This window comes from Paenibacillus swuensis (assembly GCF_001644605.1).
GTDB classification, from domain to species: Bacteria; Bacillota; Bacilli; order Paenibacillales; family DY6; genus Paenibacillus_N; species Paenibacillus_N swuensis.
Genome location: NZ_CP011388.1, coordinates 1,535,001 through 1,554,507, shown reverse-complemented (window position 1 = coordinate 1,554,507; position 19,507 = coordinate 1,535,001). Strand labels below are relative to the sequence as shown.

At 44.2% G+C, this 19,507-nt stretch carries 18 protein-coding genes (1 of these 18 running past the window's edge); 8 read left to right on the top strand and 10 right to left on the bottom strand.

From position 1 onward, the window contains the following. Positions 1–78 precede the first annotated feature (78 nt). From SY83_RS06725 to rpmH, 10 genes are all read right to left on the bottom strand, one after another. A complete protein-coding gene (locus SY83_RS06725) occupies positions 79–933 on the bottom strand; it encodes a ParB/RepB/Spo0J family partition protein (RefSeq protein ID WP_068605416.1) in 855 nt (284 codons plus the stop codon). Next, complete coding sequence (locus SY83_RS06720) at positions 926–1,687, bottom strand: ParA family protein (protein ID WP_068605415.1); 762 nt, start codon at positions 1,685–1,687, stop codon at positions 926–928. Before SY83_RS06720 ends, SY83_RS06725 begins: the two co-directional genes overlap by 8 nt. 133 nt (positions 1,688–1,820) lie before the next feature. Further along, positions 1,821–2,639 (bottom strand): nucleoid occlusion protein, encoded by an 819-nt coding sequence (gene noc / locus SY83_RS06715; protein ID WP_068610960.1) that lies wholly within the window; start codon positions 2,637–2,639, stop codon positions 1,821–1,823. Between the two features lie 138 nt (positions 2,640–2,777). Continuing rightward, positions 2,778–3,500 (bottom strand): 16S rRNA (guanine(527)-N(7))-methyltransferase RsmG, encoded by a 723-nt coding sequence (gene rsmG / locus SY83_RS06710; protein WP_068605413.1) that lies wholly within the window; start codon positions 3,498–3,500, stop codon positions 2,778–2,780. Positions 3,501–3,511: 11 nt separating this feature from the next. Further along, positions 3,512–5,410: a tRNA uridine-5-carboxymethylaminomethyl(34) synthesis enzyme MnmG gene (gene mnmG, locus SY83_RS06705; RefSeq protein WP_068605411.1), complete on the bottom strand. Its 1,899-nt coding sequence runs from the start codon at positions 5,408–5,410 to the stop codon at positions 3,512–3,514. 40 nt (positions 5,411–5,450) lie between these two features. Next, positions 5,451–6,827, bottom strand: a complete 1,377-nt coding sequence (mnmE, locus tag SY83_RS06700; RefSeq protein WP_068605409.1) for a tRNA uridine-5-carboxymethylaminomethyl(34) synthesis GTPase MnmE — start codon at positions 6,825–6,827, stop codon at positions 5,451–5,453. A gap of 127 nt (positions 6,828–6,954) precedes the next feature. After that, the gene (gene jag, locus SY83_RS06695) at positions 6,955–7,575 is read right to left on the bottom strand and encodes an RNA-binding cell elongation regulator Jag/EloR (protein ID WP_068605406.1); all 621 of its coding nucleotides are present in this window, start codon (positions 7,573–7,575) and stop codon (positions 6,955–6,957) included. Further along, positions 7,572–8,327, bottom strand: a complete 756-nt coding sequence (gene yidC / locus SY83_RS06690) for a membrane protein insertase YidC (RefSeq protein WP_068610959.1) — start codon at positions 8,325–8,327, stop codon at positions 7,572–7,574. The genes jag and yidC overlap by 4 nt, the downstream gene beginning before the upstream one ends. 125 nt (positions 8,328–8,452) lie before the next feature. Beyond that, entirely contained in the window at positions 8,453–8,809 is a 357-nt protein-coding gene (gene rnpA, locus SY83_RS06685; protein ID WP_068605404.1) for a ribonuclease P protein component, read from the bottom strand. Positions 8,810–8,964: 155 nt separating this feature from the next. Further along, positions 8,965–9,099, bottom strand: a complete 135-nt coding sequence (gene rpmH / locus SY83_RS06680) for a 50S ribosomal protein L34 (RefSeq protein WP_068605402.1) — start codon at positions 9,097–9,099, stop codon at positions 8,965–8,967. Positions 9,100–9,630: 531 nt separating this feature from the next. Between rpmH and dnaA the strand changes: the two genes are divergently transcribed. The 8 genes from dnaA to SY83_RS06640 form a co-directional block, all read left to right on the top strand. Beyond that, positions 9,631–10,986: a chromosomal replication initiator protein DnaA gene (gene dnaA, locus SY83_RS06675; protein WP_068605400.1), complete on the top strand. Its 1,356-nt coding sequence runs from the start codon at positions 9,631–9,633 to the stop codon at positions 10,984–10,986. Positions 10,987–11,190: 204 nt separating this feature from the next. After that, the gene (dnaN, locus tag SY83_RS06670) at positions 11,191–12,333 is read left to right on the top strand and encodes a DNA polymerase III subunit beta (protein WP_068605398.1); all 1,143 of its coding nucleotides are present in this window, start codon (positions 11,191–11,193) and stop codon (positions 12,331–12,333) included. A gap of 20 nt (positions 12,334–12,353) precedes the next feature. Further along, entirely contained in the window at positions 12,354–12,569 is a 216-nt protein-coding gene (gene yaaA / locus SY83_RS06665) for a S4 domain-containing protein YaaA (RefSeq protein WP_068605396.1), read from the top strand. Continuing rightward, positions 12,569–13,681 (top strand): DNA replication/repair protein RecF, encoded by a 1,113-nt coding sequence (gene recF, locus SY83_RS06660; protein WP_068605394.1) that lies wholly within the window; start codon positions 12,569–12,571, stop codon positions 13,679–13,681. Before yaaA ends, recF begins: the two co-directional genes overlap by 1 nt. Before the next feature lie 29 nt (positions 13,682–13,710). Further along, positions 13,711–13,959, top strand: a complete 249-nt coding sequence (remB, locus tag SY83_RS06655; RefSeq protein WP_068605391.1) for an extracellular matrix regulator RemB — start codon at positions 13,711–13,713, stop codon at positions 13,957–13,959. A 33-nt stretch (positions 13,960–13,992) separates the two neighbouring features. Further along, positions 13,993–15,912 carry a DNA topoisomerase (ATP-hydrolyzing) subunit B gene (gene gyrB / locus SY83_RS06650; RefSeq protein WP_068605389.1) on the top strand — a complete coding sequence of 640 codons (1,920 nt, stop codon included), beginning with the start codon at positions 13,993–13,995 and terminating at the stop codon, positions 15,910–15,912. A gap of 61 nt (positions 15,913–15,973) precedes the next feature. Next, positions 15,974–18,445, top strand: a complete 2,472-nt coding sequence (gyrA, locus tag SY83_RS06645; protein ID WP_068605388.1) for a DNA gyrase subunit A — start codon at positions 15,974–15,976, stop codon at positions 18,443–18,445. Between the two features lie 71 nt (positions 18,446–18,516). Beyond that, on the top strand, positions 18,517–19,507 hold the 5' portion of the coding sequence (locus SY83_RS06640; RefSeq protein WP_068605386.1) for an HD-GYP domain-containing protein. 89 nt of this gene lie beyond the right edge of the window; 991 of the gene's 1,080 nt are visible here — the first part of the coding sequence; the start codon lies at positions 18,517–18,519; its stop codon lies beyond the right edge, outside the window.

Sequence of the window (19,507 nt, the reverse complement as noted above, 5' to 3'; positions counted from 1 at the left end):
TTCCGCTTACGGGTTCTTTTCGAACAAAAAAGCATACCTAACGGCATGCTTTCTTTCATGTTGACGAGCAATCACCACTTATTGTTGCAAAATATGAAGCAATCTCTCTAAGTCATCTTTGGAAAAATATAGAATTTCTATCTTTCCTTTATCCTTAGCGTGTTTAATCTTCACCGTTGTTTTAAATTTATCACGCAGCCCGTCTTCCACTTCATTGATATACGGATCTTTGTTTTTCATTTTGTTTTGGATTGCTTTCTCCTTGGGACTGGAAGCATCTTCCTCTTTACGCTGGATGGCTTCTTCCAGATCTCGCACGCTCCATTGATTGCGGATGGCTAACTCAGCGATATCCTTCTTGGCTTTATCGTCTTTAAGGCCGGCAATCGCTCGGGCATGACCCATGGATAATGTTCCACGTGAAACATAGTTTTTGATTTCTTCGGGCAATTGCAGTAACCGTAGAAAGTTGGCGATATGTGATCTGGACTTCCCCACTTTAACAGATAGTTCTTCTTGCGTTAATGTAAATTGGTCAATCAGCGACTGATAGGCTATAGCTACTTCAATCGCATTGAGATCTTCTCTTTGAAGATTCTCAATGAGTGCGATTTCCATGACTTGCTGATCTGTAAACTTCCGAATAACCGCGGGGACAGTGGTCTTTCCGCATGCTTGAGACGCACGAAATCTGCGTTCTCCTGCAATGATTTCATAACCGCGCAGTACCGTTCGCACGATGATGGGCTGAATCACCCCGTGTTCCTTGATGGATGCGGCCAATTCCTGAATGCTTTCATCGTTAAATGTTTTGCGAGGCTGATAAGGATTGGCGCGAAGTTGATTCATAGGGATTTCCACTACTTTATCATCTTCATTTACGTTTAATGACGGAATAAGAGCGTCTAGTCCTCTTCCCAATCGCTTACTCATAAGTTATCACTTCCTTGGCAAGTTCCATATACACTTCAGCGCCCTTTGATCTGGAATCATAAGTTATGATGGATTGACCGTGGCTCGGCGCTTCGCTTAAACGCACATTACGTGGAATGATGGTTTGATACACCTTTTGTTGGAAGTATTTCTTCACTTCTTCAATAACTTGAATTCCCAAATTTGTCCGGGCATCGAACATCGTCAACAGAACACCCTCGATTTGCAGCGAAGTGTTTAAATGCTTTTGAACCAATCGAACTGTGTTCAGTAACTGACTCAAGCCCTCTAAAGCGTAGTATTCACATTGAATCGGAATAATAACGGAATCGGCTGCAGTCAGCGAGTTTACGGTCAGTATACCTAAAGACGGCGGACAATCAATGAGTATGTAGTCAAACATATGCTTCACTAAGGAGAGCGACTTCTTCAACCGGACCTCTCTGGAGATGGTCGGAACTAACTCAATCTCAGCTCCCGCCAGCTGAATGGTTGCCGGAATTACTTTGAGGTTCTCGATATTCGTATCACAAATTGCATCCTTCGGATGCACATCATTAATAATGATATCGTAAATACAATAAGTCACATCGGCTTTGTTGATCCCGATTCCGCTTGTAGTATTTCCCTGAGGGTCAATATCAACCAACAGCACTCTCTTCCCCAAGGCGGCAAGAGAAGCCCCTAAATTAACAGAAGTCGTCGTCTTCCCAACGCCGCCCTTCTGGTTTGTTATAGCTATAATCTTAGACAATCGGAGTTCACCTCAATCATTGTTCGCAATACATACCTATGAAACTATGAAGATAATCTATGATTCAAAAGATAGGAAGCATGCGTAAAAACAGAAAAAGCGGCTCTCCGCCGCCCCTTAGCGATTCATGAGCTTATTTCTTGGGAATCTTAATAACAATTTCGTAATGATCTTCGTAGTCTTTCTCATCCGTCTTAATTTCTAGACCGGACCCTACGACCATTTCAACAGATTGACGTATCGTATTTAAAGCAAGACGCACATCTTTAGAGAAGGAAATACGTTTAGCTTTTTTAATCTTAGTTGATTCTTTCAAAAAGTTAACGCGCATTTCAGTTTGTTTAACGTTGAGCTCCTTGGTTATGATTTCTTCAAGGATTCGAACTTGTAACTCTTCGCTATCCAGTGATAACAGAGCCCTGGCGTGACGCTCGGAAATTTTACGTTCTAGCAATGCAGCCTTGACCGGTTCGCTTAAGTGAAGTAAACGAATTTTATTGGCAATGGTAGATTGACTCTTCCCCAATCGTTGAGCAAGACTCTCTTGGGTCAGACTGTGCATCTCAATTAATTGTTGGTACGCGCTGGCTTCTTCAATAGAAGTTAACCCTTCTCTTTGAAGGTTTTCAATTAATGCGATGGATGCGGTTTGAGAATCATTAAAGTCTCTTACAATAGCCGGAATTGTTTCTAAACCTAATTTCTTCACTGCACGCAATCGGCGTTCGCCCGCAATTAATTCAAACCCACCGTTACGAACCCTTACAACAATGGGTTGAATAACACCATGAGTCCGAATCGTCTGGCATAGCTCCTCCAGGCGATCATCGTCAAAGATCGTACGGGGTTGATACGGACTAGGGACAATTTCATCAACTGGCAAATTTCGCACTTCATCGTTAGTTGTTGTTTTCTCATTTAAGCCAAATAGCTTTGAAATTTGATCTTTCATAGCGATCCATACCACCCGCTCTATAGTAAACATCGAACTCCGTATCCACAATAATTCTCCAGAACAGAGGTCGTTTCCTGCTTTGACGCGTAAAAACATTCAAATAATTCTTATTTGTTTCACGTGGAACATTTAAGTTTACATTAAAGGTTCTTTCAGCGGCGTACCCGCCTTACGAGGATAGGCTTTAGGTGTACGATCCAGCTTATCGACAATTATAATATGTCGGTCCGATTCCTCAATAGGAAGCTTAAATGAATGAACTTCTTTCAATCGGCTATTAAGTTTAATCAAACTACCCTTGGACTCAGCAACTTCCTCTGATGGATCCGAACCTTTCATAGCAACAAACAGACCATGTTTAGATACAAAAGGAAGACAGAATTCATTCAGCACATTCATTCTCGCTACAGCCCTGGCTGTAACTAAATCAAAAGCGTCTCTTAGCTCAGGTTTGCGAGCTAGATCCTCTGCACGCCCATGTACACATTGTACCCCATCCAAGCCGATTTCGCTGACTAAATGTTTTAGAAACTGAATACGCTTATTTAGCGAGTCCACAATGGTAACTTGTACATGAGGAAACATAATTTTTAGGGGAATGCTGGGAAACCCCGCACCCGATCCAATATCAGCCAGATTCTTCACGGCATCCATCGGGACATAAAAAGCTAGTGAGATTGAATCATAGAAGTGTTTAAGATAAACCTGACTCCGTTCCGTAATTCCGGTCAAATTCATTTTCTCATTCCAGGATACTAGCTCACGCAAATAGATTTCGAATTGATTCCATTGGGTTTCGCTAAGGATTAATCCGCGTTCAGCAAGTAATGATGTAAATTGTTCTTTAACGTTATCCATACTCAGTTCCTCTACCCTCTTGCCGCAATAACTCGATTATAATGTTCTAAATATACAAGCAATATGGAAATGTCTGCAGGGGTTACACCCGAAATTCTTGTAGCCTGACCGATGGAGATTGGACGTATTTTGGCCAGCTTTTGCTTGGCTTCCATTGCAAGCCCGTGTACCTCTTCGTAGACAATATCCTCAGGGATTCGCTTCTTTTCCATTTTACGCATGCGCTCCACCTGTAATTGTTGCTTTTCGATGTACCCTGCGTATTTCACTTGTATTTCTACTTGTTCCTTCATTTCATCTGTTAACTGTGCATATTCTTCAGGCAAAATCATCTTTTCCACATGTTGATAAGTAATTTCAGGACGACGAAGCAAGGAGAGAACATCAGTTCCCTGGGTGATTGCAACGGTTCCCGCTTCTTCCAATACGGATAAGACGCGTTCCTCCGGTTTTACTTTAACGGTTTTCAAGCGCTCGATCTCCGCGTTTACACGCTCTCTTTTGTCCGCAAAACGGTCGTACCGATCCTGCGAAATTAAGCCAATATCATACCCAATAGGCGTTAACCTTAAATCCGCATTATCATGGCGAAGCAACAGCCGATATTCCGCTCGGGAAGTAAGCAAGCGGTAAGGCTCACTGGTACCTTTGGTAACCAAATCATCAATCAGAACGCCGATATAACCCTGAGAGCGCTCAATGACTACAGCTTCTTTCCCTTGAACTTTTCGCGCCGCGTTAATACCAGCCATAACACCTTGGCCGGCGGCTTCCTCATAACCTGAGGTACCGTTAATTTGTCCTGCCGTAAACAACCCGCTGACATGCTTTGTTTCCAGAGAAGGCCATAGTTGCGTAGGTACTACAGCATCATATTCAATAGCGTAGCCTGTTCGCATCATTTCTACCTTTTCGAGACCGGGAATGGAACGCAAGATTCCCAATTGAACATCCTCAGGCATAGACGTAGATAAGCCTTGGACATAGTATTCAGCCGTATTCCGGCCTTCCGGTTCCAAGAAAATTTGGTGCTTTGGCTTGTCGCTAAAGCGAACAATCTTATCTTCAATCGAAGGACAATATCGGGGTCCCGTTCCTTCAATCGCACCCGAAAACATAGGCGCCCGATGTAAGTTATCGTTGATAATTTGATGGGTCTCGCCGGAAGTATAGGTCAACCAGCATGGCAATTGCTCCGCTGTAGGGCCTTCTGTAGTCTCGTAAGAGAAAAACTTCGGCTCCGCATCCCCCGGTTGAATTTCGGTCTTTGAAAAGTCTATGGTATCTTTGTGCACACGAGGAGGCGTCCCAGTTTTGAACCGAACCAACTCCAGCCCCAGATCTTTGAGATGCTCGGATAGTTTAATGGAAGGCTGCTGATTATTAGGTCCGCTCTCATACATCAGCTCTCCCATAATCACTTTTCCGCGCAGATAGGTACCGGTTGTAAGCACGACCGCTTGCGCTCGGTATTCCGCGCCCGTCTTCGTGACGACACCCACACATACACCGTCTTCAACAATCAGTTGCTCCACCATGCCTTGACGCAACGTAAGATTGTCCTGCTTTTCAATCGTTTCCTTCATCATATGCTGATATAGAAATTTATCCGCTTGAGCGCGTAATGCGTGCACGGCAGGACCTTTACCTGTATTCAGCATTCGCATTTGAATATAGGTTTTATCAATATTTCTACCCATTTCGCCGCCCAAAGCATCGATTTCTCTGACGACATGACCTTTAGCAGGTCCGCCGATGGAAGGATTACAAGGCATAAACGCGACCATATCCAAATTAATGGTCACCAACAGTGTATTGCAGCCCATTCTGGCGGATGCCAATGCGGCCTCACATCCGGCATGCCCTGCTCCAATCACGATCACTTCATATTGACCGCCGGCATAACTCATAACCATTACCTCCTTCTTACCTTCCTTAATCCTCTATAGACTATTTACCCAAACAGAATTGGGAGAAAATTTGATCAATCAGTGACTCGCTCACACTGTCTCCGATAATTTCACCGAGTCTTTCCCATGCCAACCGGATATCAATCTGAATCATATCAATGGGTACAAAAGCCTCCGCGGCGTCTCTGCCTTCTTCCAAAGAGACTTTAGCTTGTTTCAACAAGGCAATATGTCGCACGTTGCTTACGTAGGTGAGATCATTGCTCTCCAACTCTCCGCTGAAGAACAGACTGGATATTGATTTCTCCAGCTGATCTAATCCTTCTTGCTCCCTCACCGACATCGTAACAATCTGTTGCGCGGGGAAATGAGTGTAAATGGATTTCAAGTCCAGCTCCTGCGGTAAATCAGTCTTATTGGCAATGATGATGGTCTGTTTCTCTTTCAGCTTCTCAAGGAGTAACAGTTCATCGTCATGAAGTTTCTCATTATAGTTTACCACAAACAAAATAAGATCAGCCTGTTCCAACGCGTTACGCGATTTCTCCACACCGATTTGTTCTACTAAATCCGTTGTTTCCCGCAACCCCGCAGTATCGAGCAGTTTCAACGGAATCCCGTTAATGGTCACGAACTCCTCAATGACATCGCGTGTTGTGCCGGGTATGTCCGTTACAATCGCTTTATTCTCTTGAGCCAGAGCGTTAAGCAATGACGATTTACCTACATTCGGCCTGCCGACAATCGCAGTTGTGATGCCTTCTCGCAGAATCTTGCCTTCGCTTGCTGTTTTCAGCAGTTGTTCGATTTCTTGCAAAGCAGCTGAACATTTATTTTGAATTAATGTGCTCGTCATTTCCTGTACATCATGCTCCGGATAGTCGATATTCACTTCAATGTGAGCCATCAACTCCACCAAGTCGTAACGCATGGCCTTGATTCGTTTGGACAAAGCCCCGTCCACCTGTTTAAGCGCAATGTTAAACGCGCGGTCCGACTTGGAACGAATCAAATCAATGACGGCCTCAGCCTGGGATAGATCCAGCCTGCCGTTAATGAATGCCCGTTTCGTAAATTCACCGGGTTCCGCCAGGCGTATATTCCGTTGCAAGAGTAAATCCATGACTTTTCGCACGGATACTACCCCGCCATGGCAATGAATCTCCACGACATCTTCCACCGTGAAAGATCGCGGCGCCCTCATGACGGATACCAATACTTCTTCCACCCGACTCCCGTCAAGCGGATCTATAATATGACCGTAATTTACCGTATGGGATGAAACCTCGGTAAGCGGGATCTTGGATTGAAACAGTTTCGCCGTTTCCTGCACGGCATCCGGTCCGCTTACTCGAATAATCGCGATCCCGGCTTCGCCTACCGCGGTGGCGATGGCGGCAATTGTGTCAGAAATCATGGTGCACCTCATTTCCTCGCGGCCAGTCTTGCTTTAGAATACCCTAAAACAAGATCGACCATTTCTTGGGTCTCTACAAAAAAAGCAATGACTTCGCATCCAGACACGGGAAGTCATTGCATTCATCTTATCGTATTGCGATTACAACCCGGCGATTAGGTTCGTCGCCTTTGCTGTATGTTTTCACTTTAGAATGATTCTGGAGCTGCGCATGAATAATCTTGCGTTCCTGGGACGGCATCGGTTCAAGCACGACCTCGCGCCTCGATTTAATGACCCTGTTGGCTAACCGCTGCGACAGCTCTTCCAATGTTTGCTTACGCCGGTCACGAAAATTCTCCGCGTCCAATGTAATGCGGAAATGCTTCGCGGCATATCGGTTGCCCACAATGTTGACCAGGTACTGCAGCGCATCCAGCGTCTGCCCTCTGCGGCCGATTAGCATGCCCAAATCTTGACCGACTACATTCAACGTGATGCCTTCTTTAGATTCTTGTCGTTCTAAGGAAACGTCCAGTTGCATGGCGCGAGTGACATTCTGAAGGAATGTCATCGCTTCATGAACAGGATCCGGAGGCTCAGGCAGAAGCGTAAGCTCCACCTTCGCGGCCTTGGCGCCGAAACCAAGGAAACCCTTGGTGGGTTGCTCCAGCACACGGACGGTTACCCGATCCTCGGTAACGTTCAATTGTTGGATTCCCGCGAGTTTCGCAGCTTCAATCGTCTTTCCTTGAACGACAATTATCATTTATTTCGCGCTCCATTAGGTTTCCCTTTTTTAGGTTTGCCTTTCGAATTGTCACTTACGACAACTTCCGGATTAGACTTTCCTGGCTTTCCATAAATAAAGTACGTCTGAACAATTGTGAAGATATTGCTGTATACCCAATACAACGGCAACGCGGAAGCGAAGTTCATCGCCATCACGAAGATCAGAACAGGGAAAATAAACATTAAGCTCTGCATTTGCGGTGTCATCTGGGATGACATCATCTTCTGTTGGATGAATGTAGTTAACGCGGCCAGTAATGGCAGGATATAATACGGATCCTTCTCGCCTAATTCCATCCATAGAAAGCTATGACTGCTGATTTCGCCGTTACGGACAATCGCATTATATAATGCGATCAGAATCGGCATCTGAATGAAGATCGGCAAGCAGCCCGCCAACGGATTAACGCCTTGCGCTTGGAACAACTTCATCGTTTCTTCTTGCTGTTTCTGCGGATTATCCTTGTGTTGCTCTTTAATTTTCTTTAATTCAGGTTGAATCTCTTGCATCCGTTTGGAGCTCTTATACTGTTTCAGCGTAAGCGGCAGAATAATCAACCGAATAATAATTGTTACTATTAGAATAGATAATCCGTATTCTCCGCCAAACACGCTGGCGAACCAATCAAGAGATTGAGATAACGGATACACGAAATATTTGTCCCAAATGCCGCCATCCGGATTAATTGGCTTGTTGGCGGGATTACCGCACCCCGAAAGCAGGAGCATTACAGAAATTAGAGCAAATATAAGCCATTTACGACGAGACACACAAAAACTCCTCTCTTATACTATCCCTTAAAATATAGCATAGAATAGCACACAATGGAAATGACTCGAAAGGGCTTTCTTCCTTATGTAGTTCGACCCCGAGGTTTAAGAAGGGATGCTTTCCGAAGGACGTGAAGCAGACTTTTCTCCAACTGTGCATATTCCATGTCCACCGCCGGTTTTCGGACGATGAAAACAAGATCATAATGCGGTTTTAATGCTTCTTCATGATGTCTTGTTATTTCTTTAATTAAACGGCGCATGCGATTACGGATGACGGCATTGCCGATCTTCTTACTAACCGAGATCCCAACTCTGACGGTTTCAACCGACTTCTGCGGCAACATATAGACCACTAGTTGGTGATTCGCAAAGGAAGTTCCGTATCGGTACACTTTGTTGAAATCTTCTTTACGGGTCAGACGCATTTCTTTCTGCACATTAATCTCCACCGGCAACTGTATTCATTGTTAATTATAGCTTGGGCATTCGCGCTTCATTATAAACCTGAAGGCATGCCAAATAAGCTTCCATCAAGAAGCCTATATAGAAGAAGAAAAACAAAAAGGCCACCTGGAGTGGCCCGAATCATGACTTAAGCGCTGATAACTTTTCTGCCTTTTTGACGACGAGCAGCAAGAACCTTACGGCCATTCTTCGTGCTCATTCTTTTACGGAAACCATGAACCTTAGCGCGTTTGCTTACATTCGGTTTAAAAGTAGGTCTCATTTATTTGCACCCCCTCAAGGAATTACGTTTTTCGCATAAAATGCCTTTATACATTAAAACATCCTACGCCGCAAAAGTCAACCCACTTGCTATCCTTCGCTAAAAATTATCAACAGCCTCTTTAAAAAATTATTCACATCCTAATAATTATTCACAGCAGATCGCCTGTGCACAACTTTTCAACAAAATTCGCCAGCATTTTAGCTTTTTTAACAAATTATAAACAATATCTTGTGTTGTTCATAATTATTATACACAACCTATAGGAATTGTGGATAAAACAAGGAAGTTCGTTGATAATCAAGCCTCATTTTGATATTATTAGATTGATTTTAATGTGGATATCTTAAAGTTCTCCCCAAACTATTAACAGTCTGTGGATAACTTTACGAACACTGTGTCCGGTTCTGTATCATTCCATTTGTAATCTATTAACTATGTGGATAACATTCGACATTTTTCGTTTTTTGTCCTATACTGTATTTTCATGGCTCTAGCCACATCGCAATTTCTTAAAGGAGGATACATTCTGTGGAAGGCCAGAAGAATGACTTATGGCAGCAGGTGTTGTCTGTCATCCAGACAAAGCTTAGCAAACCCAGCTTTGATACATGGTTGAAATCAACAAAAGCAAAGGTATTTAACGAAACGACGCTTATTATTTGTGCGCCGAATACTTTTGCGAGAGAGTGGCTAGAAAGCCGATATACGAAGCTTGTGAAATCTACCGTCCAGGAATACATGGGTTATAAGGTAGACGTGAAGTTTGTTATAGAAGAGAACAGTCCCGAGGATGTGGAAACCTCCATGCCTCCGGTCATACAGCCGACTTCGCCGATCGTTCATGAGGAAGGCTTCAACCATATGTTGAATCCCAAATACACATTCGACACTTTCGTCATCGGCTCCGGCAACCGTTTTGCCCATGCCGCTTCGCTGGCTGTTGCGGAGGCACCGGCTAAAGCCTACAACCCTTTATTTCTATATGGGGGTGTAGGTCTTGGAAAGACTCATTTAATGCATGCGATCGGACATTACATTATCGACAATAACCCGAAGAGCCGGGTTTTATATATCTCCTCAGAGAAATTCACCAACGAATTTATCAATGCCATTCGAGATAACCGCGGGGAAAGCTTCCGTAATAAATACCGAAATATTGATATTTTGCTCATCGATGATATTCAATTCCTGGCCGGCAAAGAGCAGACGCAAGAGGAATTCTTTCATACTTTTAATGCTCTCCATGAAGAACGCAAACAGATTATTATTTCAAGCGACCGGCCTCCTAAAGAAATTCCCACACTCGAGGAACGGCTGAGATCCAGGTTTGAATGGGGCCTGATTACCGATATTCAACCCCCTGATTTGGAAACACGGATCGCTATTCTTCGGAAGAAAGCCAAAGCGGAGAATCTGGACATTCCGAATGAAGCGATGATGTATATCGCCAATCAGATTGATTCCAATATTCGCGAGTTGGAAGGCGCGTTGATTCGGGTTGTAGCTTACTCTTCTCTGATTAATGAGGATGTAACGTCTCACCTGGCTGCGGAAGCCTTGAAAGATATTATTCCTTCCAGCCGTCCTAAAGCTATTACTATTCTTGATATCCAACAAAAGGTTTCTGAGTTTTACGGTATGAAACTTGAGGAATTTAAAGCACGGAAACGTACGAAAGCCGTAGCTTTTCCCCGTCAAGTAGCCATGTATCTTTCGAGGGAACTTACCGATTTTTCTTTACCGCGGATTGGTGAAGCATTCGGTGGCCGGGATCACACTACGGTCATCCATGCTCATGACAAAATTGCTATGGCGATGAAGCAGGATCAGGAACTGTTCAAAATTATTAACAACATTACCGAGAAGATCAAAAATTCTTCTTAAATCTATACACAGCTGAATAGAAATACGTATAAGCCTATGCACAATCTATTCACATGTGGATAGGCTTATCTCATATATGTTTTTTTCACTTATCCACATATTCAGTGCCCCTACTACTATTACTAATAAAATAAAAGTATATAATAGGGTATGCGGCGTGATGTACGGCTATGCCCGTTATGAATTTCTTAGGAGTGACTTATTATGAAATTGACGATATTAAAAAATGAATTAAACGATGCCATCGGGCATGTATCCAAAGCGATTTCTAGCCGTACCACGATACCCATTCTTACAGGAATTAAGATTGAGGCAACATATCAAGGCTTAACCTTAACCGCAAGCGATACCGACATATCCATCCAGAGTTTTATTCCGATAGATAAAGATAACGAAACCATTATTCAAGTTACTAAAGCGGGCAGCATTGTTCTTCCTGCTAAATTTTTCATTGAAATCATCAAAAAACTGCCTTCCCAAAATATTGAGATCGAGGTAAACGACTCTTTCCAAATCTCCATTCGGTCCGGTTCCTCTGATATCCAAATGGTCGGCATGGATCCCGAAGAGTTTCCGATTCTTCCGCGTATTGAAGAAAACCATGTGTTAAGCGTTCCTGGTGATTTACTAAAAACGATGGTCAGACAAACCGGATTTGCCGTCTCAACTAATGAATCCACACCTGTACTGACTGGTATCCTGTGGAAAATGGCTGAAGGCTCCCTTAAACTTTTGGCTACAGACCGTCACCGTTTAGCTACTCGTGAAGCTGCTATCGAAGCCGATTCAGACCTTAACTTTAATAACATTGTTATTTCAGGGAAAACTTTGAATGAGCTCAGTAAAATTATCCCGGATCAAAATACGTTAGTAGATATCGTCGTTGCAGACAACCAGGTTCTGTTCAAAATAGACAACGTTCTGTTCTATTCCCGTATTCTTGACGGAACCTATCCGGATACTTCCAAGATTATTCCGCAAGTGTACAAAACAGAACTCGTCTTAAGAACTAAAGCGTTCACGGATGCCATTGACCGTGCTTACTTGCTGTCCAGAGAAGAGAAAACCAATATTGTTAAGCTCATTACCCAAGACGAGAAGAATGTTGAGATTTCATCAAGCTCATCCGAACTAGGCAAGTTTACAGAGCAGCTTGAAGTGGAAACCATGACAGGCGAGGAACTAAAAATCTCGTTTAACTCTAAATATATGCTGGATGTATTAAAAGTAATCGACAGCGAATTTATACACATCGGATTTACCGGCGCCATGAGTCCGATCATTATTAAACCGAATGACCATGTAAACAGTCTCTACCTAATCCTTCCATACCGGACAACGAACTAAACCGAGAGGATCCGTGAAGTATGAAGAGCGTTGGCATTAAAGACGAATATATTACCCTTGGACAATTTCTAAAGCTGGCTGATGTGATATCCACAGGTGGACAAGCTAAATTTTTTGTTCAGGAAGAAACTATCCATGTGAATGGAGAGGCTGAGAATCGCCGGGGCCGGAAGCTTTATCCCGAGGATACCGTTGTTGTTGAGGGGCATGGCCAGTACAAGGTGACACGAGGCTAATGTTTCTTAAACGAATGGCCTTACAGCATTATCGCAATTATGATAACGTGCAGATTGAAACAGACGCGAATGTGAATATATTTATCGGGCCTAACGCGCAGGGGAAAACAAACCTTCTCGAAGCTATTTTCGTGATGGCTTTAACAAAATCCCACCGCACCTCCAAGGATAAGGAACTCATTTCCTGGAACGGTTCCGCTGCGCAGCTGCACAGTGAAATAGAGAAGAAGTATGGAGCTGTTACGTTGGATTTATCCATATCCGCTCTGGGGAAGAAAGCCAAGATTAACGGGTTGGAACAGAGAAAATTGAGCAATTTTATCGGAGCTTTGAATGTGGTTATGTTTGCTCCGGAAGATTTAGAGATTGTCAAAGGCGCCCCCGGTATCCGGAGACGCTTTCTTGATATGGAAATCGGACAAGTTCAGCCTGCCTATCTCCATGATCTGTCGCAATATCATAAGATTTTGTTGCAGCGCAACAATGCGCTTAAAGCCATGAATCCCGGCGGAGCTTCTAATCAGGCGCTTATGGACGTGTGGAATGAACAATTGGTGTCCTACGGTACTAAAATTATGAAAAAGCGTCAAAACTTTATAAATAAGCTGCAGATATGGGCAGAACGAATTCATTCAGGAATAACCGGAGGAACAGAACAAATCCGCATTGACTACGCGCCCTCCTTCGGAAGTAAGGACATTGGAGACGAAACTATTGTTTTTGAACAATTTATGTTAAAATTATCACAAGTGAAAGATCAGGAATTCAGGCGCGGTATGACTCTTGTGGGTCCGCACCGGGACGATCTCGTCTTCTCGATTAACGGAAAAGACGTGCAGACCTTCGGTTCTCAGGGACAGCAGCGAACAACCGCATTATCGCTTAAATTGGCAGAGATCGAATTAATCCGCGAGGAAGTGGGAGAATATCCGATTCTGCTTCTTGACGATGTGCTTTCGGAACTGGATCAGTCTAGACAGACTCAATTGATTGAGACATTCCAGAACAAAGTACAGACGTTCATTACCACAACCGGAATTGAGAGCGTAAACCTGAACAAGCTGAAAGCCGCGAAGATATTTCAAGTTCGCGACGGAAGCATTATGCAATAATATTGGGCGGTCTTGGAGGGGAGAAGAGGGTGTTTATCCATTTGGGCGGCGAAAAGATCATTCGTTCTTCGGAACTAATCGCTATTTTTGACATTATGATCGAGAGTTCCTCGAAAATCTCCAAGCAGTTTATTGATTTTGCCGAAAGCAACAAACAGATGGAAACCATCGGTGAAGAGGAAGCGAAGTCAATCGTGGTTACGCATGACAGAGTGTATTACTCACCTATTTCATCCACTACGCTGAAGAAGCGAGCCAATCAATTCATTACGATGTAGACGCATTCGAATATAAACAAGTAGGTGAAGTTCATGTCTTTGGAACAACAGAATTCGTACGATGAGAGTCAGATCCAGGTCCTGGAGGGTCTTGAGGCCGTTCGGAAGAGACCGGGTATGTATATCGGTTCTACCAGCGGAAGAGGTCTTCATCATCTGGTATGGGAAGTCGTGGATAACAGTATCGATGAGGCCTTGGCTGGGTATTGCACCAAGATTGATGTTACTGTACATCAAGATAACAGCGTCACCGTCACCGATAACGGCCGCGGTATTCCCGTGGGTGAGCATGCGAAAATGAAACGACCAGCGTTAGAAGTTGTTCTGACCGTTCTGCATGCGGGGGGGAAATTCGGCGGTGAAGAGTCAGGATATAAGGTTTCCGGTGGTCTTCACGGGGTAGGTGTCTCTGTTGTTAACGCTTTGTCTTCGAATCTTAACGTTATCGTTAAACGCGAAGGGAAAATTCATCAACAGGAATATCGCCGCGGAGCGCCGCAATATGATTTGAAGGTAATCGGAGAGACCGCTGATACCGGAACATCCATTACTTTCGTACCGGATTCCGAAATTTTCACAGAGACGACAGAGTATGATTATGATATTTTGCAATCCAGAATTCGTGAGCTTGCTTTCTTAAACGGCGGTATTGAGATTACATTGACCGATGAACGTACTGATGTGAGCAATACGTTTAAGTACGACGGAGGAATTGTTTCTTTCGTTGAATATTTGAACCGTAACCGTGAAGCGGTCCACCAAACCCCGATTTACGTGCAAGGTAAGAAAGATCACATTCACGTAGAGGTTGCTTTGCAATATAACGACGGTTACAGCGAGAACATTTACTCCTTCGCCAATAATATCAACACACATGAAGGCGGAACGCATGAATCCGGATTCAAGAGCGCTTTAACACGGATTATCAATGATTACGCCCGGAAACAGGGCGTCATTAAAGACAGTAACTCCAATCTTTCCGGCGATGATGTCCGTGAGGGGATTACGGCTATCATATCCGTCAAGATCCCGGAACCTCAGTTTGAAGGACAGACGAAGACGAAGCTGGGTAACAGTGAAGTCCGCGGGATTGTAGAATCCTTCTTCGCCGAGAAGTTCCAGGAGTTCCTGGACGAGAACCCGGCCGTATCCAAGAAGATTATCGAGAAAGGTTTACAGGCCTCCCGGGCACGGGAAGCTGCCCGCAAAGCCCGCGAATTAACTCGACGCAAGAGCGCGCTGGAAGTCAGTTCCTTACCTGGTAAACTTGCCGATTGTTCTTCCAAGGACGCTTCGGTCAGCGAAATCTTTATCGTCGAAGGTGATTCGGCCGGCGGTTCCGCCAAGCAAGGCCGTGATCGTCACTTCCAGGCAATTCTACCCTTGAAAGGGAAAATCCTGAATGTAGAGAAGGCCAGATTGGACAAGATACTGTCTAATCTTGAGATACGTGCGATGATTACAGCGCTCGGTACGGGAATTGGTGATGATTTCGACATTAACAAAGCGCGTTATCACAAGATCGTTATTATGACAGATGCGGATGTGGATGGAGCTCATATTCGCACTTTGATATTGACGTTCTTCTACCGCTACATGAAGAAGATTATTGAAGCAGGTTATGTATATATCGCTCAACCTCCCCTGTTTAAGATTGAGCGGAACAAGACGATCCGTTATGCGGATAGCGAGAAGATGCGCGATTCAATCATTGCTGAATTTGGAGAAGGCGCTAAAGTTAATGTCCAGCGCTACAAAGGACTGGGCGAGATGAACGCGACACAGTTGTGGGAAACTACAATGGACCCGGAAAGCCGGACCATGTTGCAGGTTTCGATCCAGGATGCAATAGACGCGGATTTGATCTTCGACACTTTAATGGGTGACAACGTTGAACCGCGACGTGAATTTATACAGCAGCATGCTAAATATGTGAAATACTTGGATATTTAATTAAGAGAAAGACCGTCCGTAAAGGACGGTTTTTCGCAAGAAATGACTCAGGAGGTTCAGCATGGCGGAAGAAATACATTCCTCGATTAGAGATAGAGATATCAGCACAGAAATGCGCGATTCGTTCATGGACTACGCGATGAGCATCATTGTAAGCCGTGCCCTGCCGGATGTCAGAGATGGTTTGAAGCCCGTTCATAGAAGAATTCTGTTCGCTATGTCGGAACTCGGTATGTCTCCGGATAAACCTTATAAGAAATCCGCAAGGATTGTAGGCGAAGTTATCGGTAAATACCATCCGCACGGTGATTCAGCCGTATATGAATCTATGGTTCGGATGGCGCAGGATTTCTCGATGCGTTATATGCTGATAGATGGTCACGGGAACTTTGGTTCCATTGACGGAGACTTTGCGGCAGCCATGCGTTATACAGAAGCAAGGTTGTCCAAGATTGCCATGGAGCTGCTTCGTGACATTAACAAAGAAACGATTGATTTCAACCCGAACTATGACGGAGAAGAATCCGAGCCTGCTGTATTGCCGGCGCGTTATCCCAACCTGTTAGTAAACGGTGTATCCGGCATCGCGGTGGGAATGGCAACGAACATTCCTCCGCATAACCTGGGTGAAGTCATTGACGGTGTACAAGCTTTAATTAAGAATCCGGACATTACTCCTCTTGAGTTGATGGAGTATATCAAAGGTCCGGATTTCCCGACAGCGGGTTATATTCTTGGTCGCGAAGGTATTCGTCAGGCGTACCAAACAGGACGCGGATCTGTTACGATGCGCGCCAAGGCTGAGATTGAAGAAGGTAACACCAAGGCTCGCATCGTTGTCCACGAATTGCCATATCAAGTTATCAAAGCTCGTCTCGTTGAGAAGATTGCTGAACTGGTTCGTGAGAAGAAAATCGATGGTATTACAGATCTGCGTGATGAGTCTGACCGTAACGGTATGCGTATCGTTATTGAGCTAAGACGGGATGTAAATCCTAATGTAGTCCTCAATAATTTGTATAAACAAACGTCAATGCAATCGAATTTCGGTATCAACATGCTGGCTCTAGTCAATCGCGAACCGCGTGTATTGAATCTGAAAGATGCTCTGTACTATTATTTACAACATCAGATTGAAGTTATTCGGCGACGTACCGAATTTGAACTGCGTAAAGCGGAAGCCCGTGCCCATATTCTCGAGGGATTGCGTATAGCCCTTGATCATTTGGATGAAGTCATCGCCTTGATTCGCGCATCGCAAACTACAGAGCAAGCCCGCGAGGGATTAATTTCTCGGTTCCAGTTAAGCCTGGAGCAAGCTCAAGCCATACTGGATATGCGGCTGCAACGTCTTACCGGTTTGGAGCGCGAGAAGATTGAGGCGGAGTATGCCGAGTTATTGAAGAAAATCGCTGAATTTAAAGCCATTCTGGGAGATGAGCAATTGGTATTGGATATCATCTCAACAGAAATGAATGAAATTCGGGAGAAATTCGCGGATCCGCGCCGTTCCGAGATTACGGTCGGTGAAGAAAGCATTCTTGACGAGGATCTTATTCCGCAAGAAGAGGTTGTCGTTACAGTAACACATAGCGGATATGTTAAACGTCTGCCGGTTACTACCTATCGCAGCCAAAGACGCGGAGGTCGCGGTGTTGTAGGAATGGATACTAAAGAGAATGATTTCGTCGAACATCTGTTCGTTACCAATTCTCATAACTATTTATTGTTCTTTACCGATAAAGGTAAAGTATACCGCATTAAAGCTTATGAGATTCCTGATTTAAGCCGTACGGCAAGGGGAACTCCGATTATCAACCTGATTGAAATCGAGCAGGGCGAAAAAGTCAGCGCCGTCATTCCTGTAGATAAGATGTCAGAGGATTTGTATCTTTTCTTCGCCACACAATGCGGTATTGTGAAGAAGACACCATTGGACGATTACTCCAACATTCGCAAAGGCGGTCTGATTGCCATTAATTTGCGCGAAGAGGATTCCTTGGTGGGCGTGAAGTTGACCGACGGGACTAAGGAAATCGTCATGGGTACGAGCGACGGAATGTCCATTCGCTTTCCTGAAACGGATGTTCGCGCCATGGGACGTTCCGCAACCGGCGTTAAAGGTATTACCTTAAGTGAGAATGATATAGTAATCGATATGGATATTATCGAGGAAACTAATGATATTCTTATTGTGACAACCAAGGGATACGGCAAGCGCACACCGATTTCGGAGTACAGAACCCAATCCCGCGGCGGTAAAGGGATCAAAACCCTGAATGTTACCACAAAGAACGGTCTTGTCGTAAGTCTTAAAGTTGTGAAGAACGATGAGGATCTTATGATTATCACCGCTTCAGGAACCTTGATTCGTATGGACATGGCTGGAATCTCCACTATGGGCCGTAACACTCAAGGTGTCCGCCTGATTAACATTAAAGAAGATGATGAAGTAGCAACATTGACTCGAGTCGAGAAGAGTGAAGAGTTGGATTTGAATGAAGACGGTATGGAAGAAGAGTTTGAAGATTAAGAAGAACTGAAGGATTGGAGGTTATACTCCAATCCTTTTTTTTAAATTAGTTTATAGAGGGGGAGAGATCATTGGCTGTTGTTGCGGTGAACCTGCTGAAATCCGGGGAAAAGTTAAATCAGAATGTGTTGACAGCTCTGGGTGGAACTCTTTTGTATAAAGGAAAAGTGCTTACGCTACGCGATCTAGAAATTCTTAAGGCTTTCTTGATTCCTTCAGTTTCAGTTTCTATCGATGGCAAAGAGGAGCGAGCTTCATCCAGAACAGAAATAACCCAGAACACGGCGCATCAACCGCTAAATCCAACGCTCAAGTTCAATGAAGAGTATGGAATAATGATCAATCTGTTAAAGAAATCGATTAACAAGGCTAATGGCGGCGTAGGTATCCCTATTTTGGATATTCGGAATCAACTAGAAACGATCATTCGCTACATAGAACATTATAATATCCTTACCTATGTCCCGCCTAAAACTACAGTTCTAACGGAATATATGTATCATAACGCGATTATGGTTGCTCTAACTTCATATCAACTGGCCAAATGGCACGGGCTGCAACAAAAAGACTTAATGCAGGTGGCCTTAGCGGGGCTTTTTCATGATATAGGGAATATTAAGCTCGATGAAAGTATTCTAAATAAACCTTCAAAGTTAACATCCGATGAGCTCGAAGAGATGAAGAAACACACAGTGAACGGATATCAGATCCTTAGAAGCGTGGCTGCGATTAACGATGGTGTTAAACTTGCGGCATTGCAGCATCATGAGAAGATCGACGGCTCAGGGTATCCTCAAGGGCTACGTGATGAGAAAATTCATATGTATGCCAGGATAGTAGCAATAGCTGATATATTCCATGCCATGACAAGCAGGAGGGCTCATCAGGAAGCCATCTCGCCTTACTTGGTCCTGGAGCAGTTGTTTTCAGAGTCATTCGGGAAATTGGATCCGGCGCTAGTCCAAACGTTTATTTACAAGGTAACTCAGTTTGGGAACGGCACTTTGGTAAGGTTGAATGATAACCGGGTTGGAGAAATTGTGTTTTCTGACAGGACGCATC

What these genes read in the sequence shown, in the direction of transcription:
- SY83_RS06725 (WP_068605416.1), bottom strand. Translation starts at nt 933, where the DNA reads ATGAGTAAGCGATTGGGAAGAGGACTAGACGCTCTTATTCCGTCATTA.
- noc (WP_068610960.1), bottom strand. Translation starts at nt 2,639, where the DNA reads ATGAAAGATCAAATTTCAAAGCTATTTGGCTTAAATGAGAAAACAACA.
- rsmG (WP_068605413.1), bottom strand. Translation starts at nt 3,500, where the DNA reads ATGGATAACGTTAAAGAACAATTTACATCATTACTTGCTGAACGCGGA.
- mnmG (WP_068605411.1), bottom strand. Translation starts at nt 5,410, where the DNA reads ATGAGTTATGCCGGCGGTCAATATGAAGTGATCGTGATTGGAGCAGGG.
- mnmE (WP_068605409.1), bottom strand. Translation starts at nt 6,827, where the DNA reads ATGATTTCTGACACAATTGCCGCCATCGCCACCGCGGTAGGCGAAGCC.
- jag (WP_068605406.1), bottom strand. Translation starts at nt 7,575, where the DNA reads ATGATAATTGTCGTTCAAGGAAAGACGATTGAAGCTGCGAAACTCGCG.
- yidC (WP_068610959.1), bottom strand. Translation starts at nt 8,327, where the DNA reads ATGCTCCTGCTTTCGGGGTGCGGTAATCCCGCCAACAAGCCAATTAAT.
- rpmH (WP_068605402.1), bottom strand. Translation starts at nt 9,099, where the DNA reads ATGAGACCTACTTTTAAACCGAATGTAAGCAAACGCGCTAAGGTTCAT.
- dnaN (WP_068605398.1), top strand. Translation starts at nt 11,191, where the DNA reads ATGAAATTGACGATATTAAAAAATGAATTAAACGATGCCATCGGGCAT.
- yaaA (WP_068605396.1), top strand. Translation starts at nt 12,354, where the DNA reads ATGAAGAGCGTTGGCATTAAAGACGAATATATTACCCTTGGACAATTT.
- recF (WP_068605394.1), top strand. Translation starts at nt 12,569, where the DNA reads ATGTTTCTTAAACGAATGGCCTTACAGCATTATCGCAATTATGATAAC.
- gyrB (WP_068605389.1), top strand. Translation starts at nt 13,993, where the DNA reads ATGTCTTTGGAACAACAGAATTCGTACGATGAGAGTCAGATCCAGGTC.
- gyrA (WP_068605388.1), top strand. Translation starts at nt 15,974, where the DNA reads ATGGCGGAAGAAATACATTCCTCGATTAGAGATAGAGATATCAGCACA.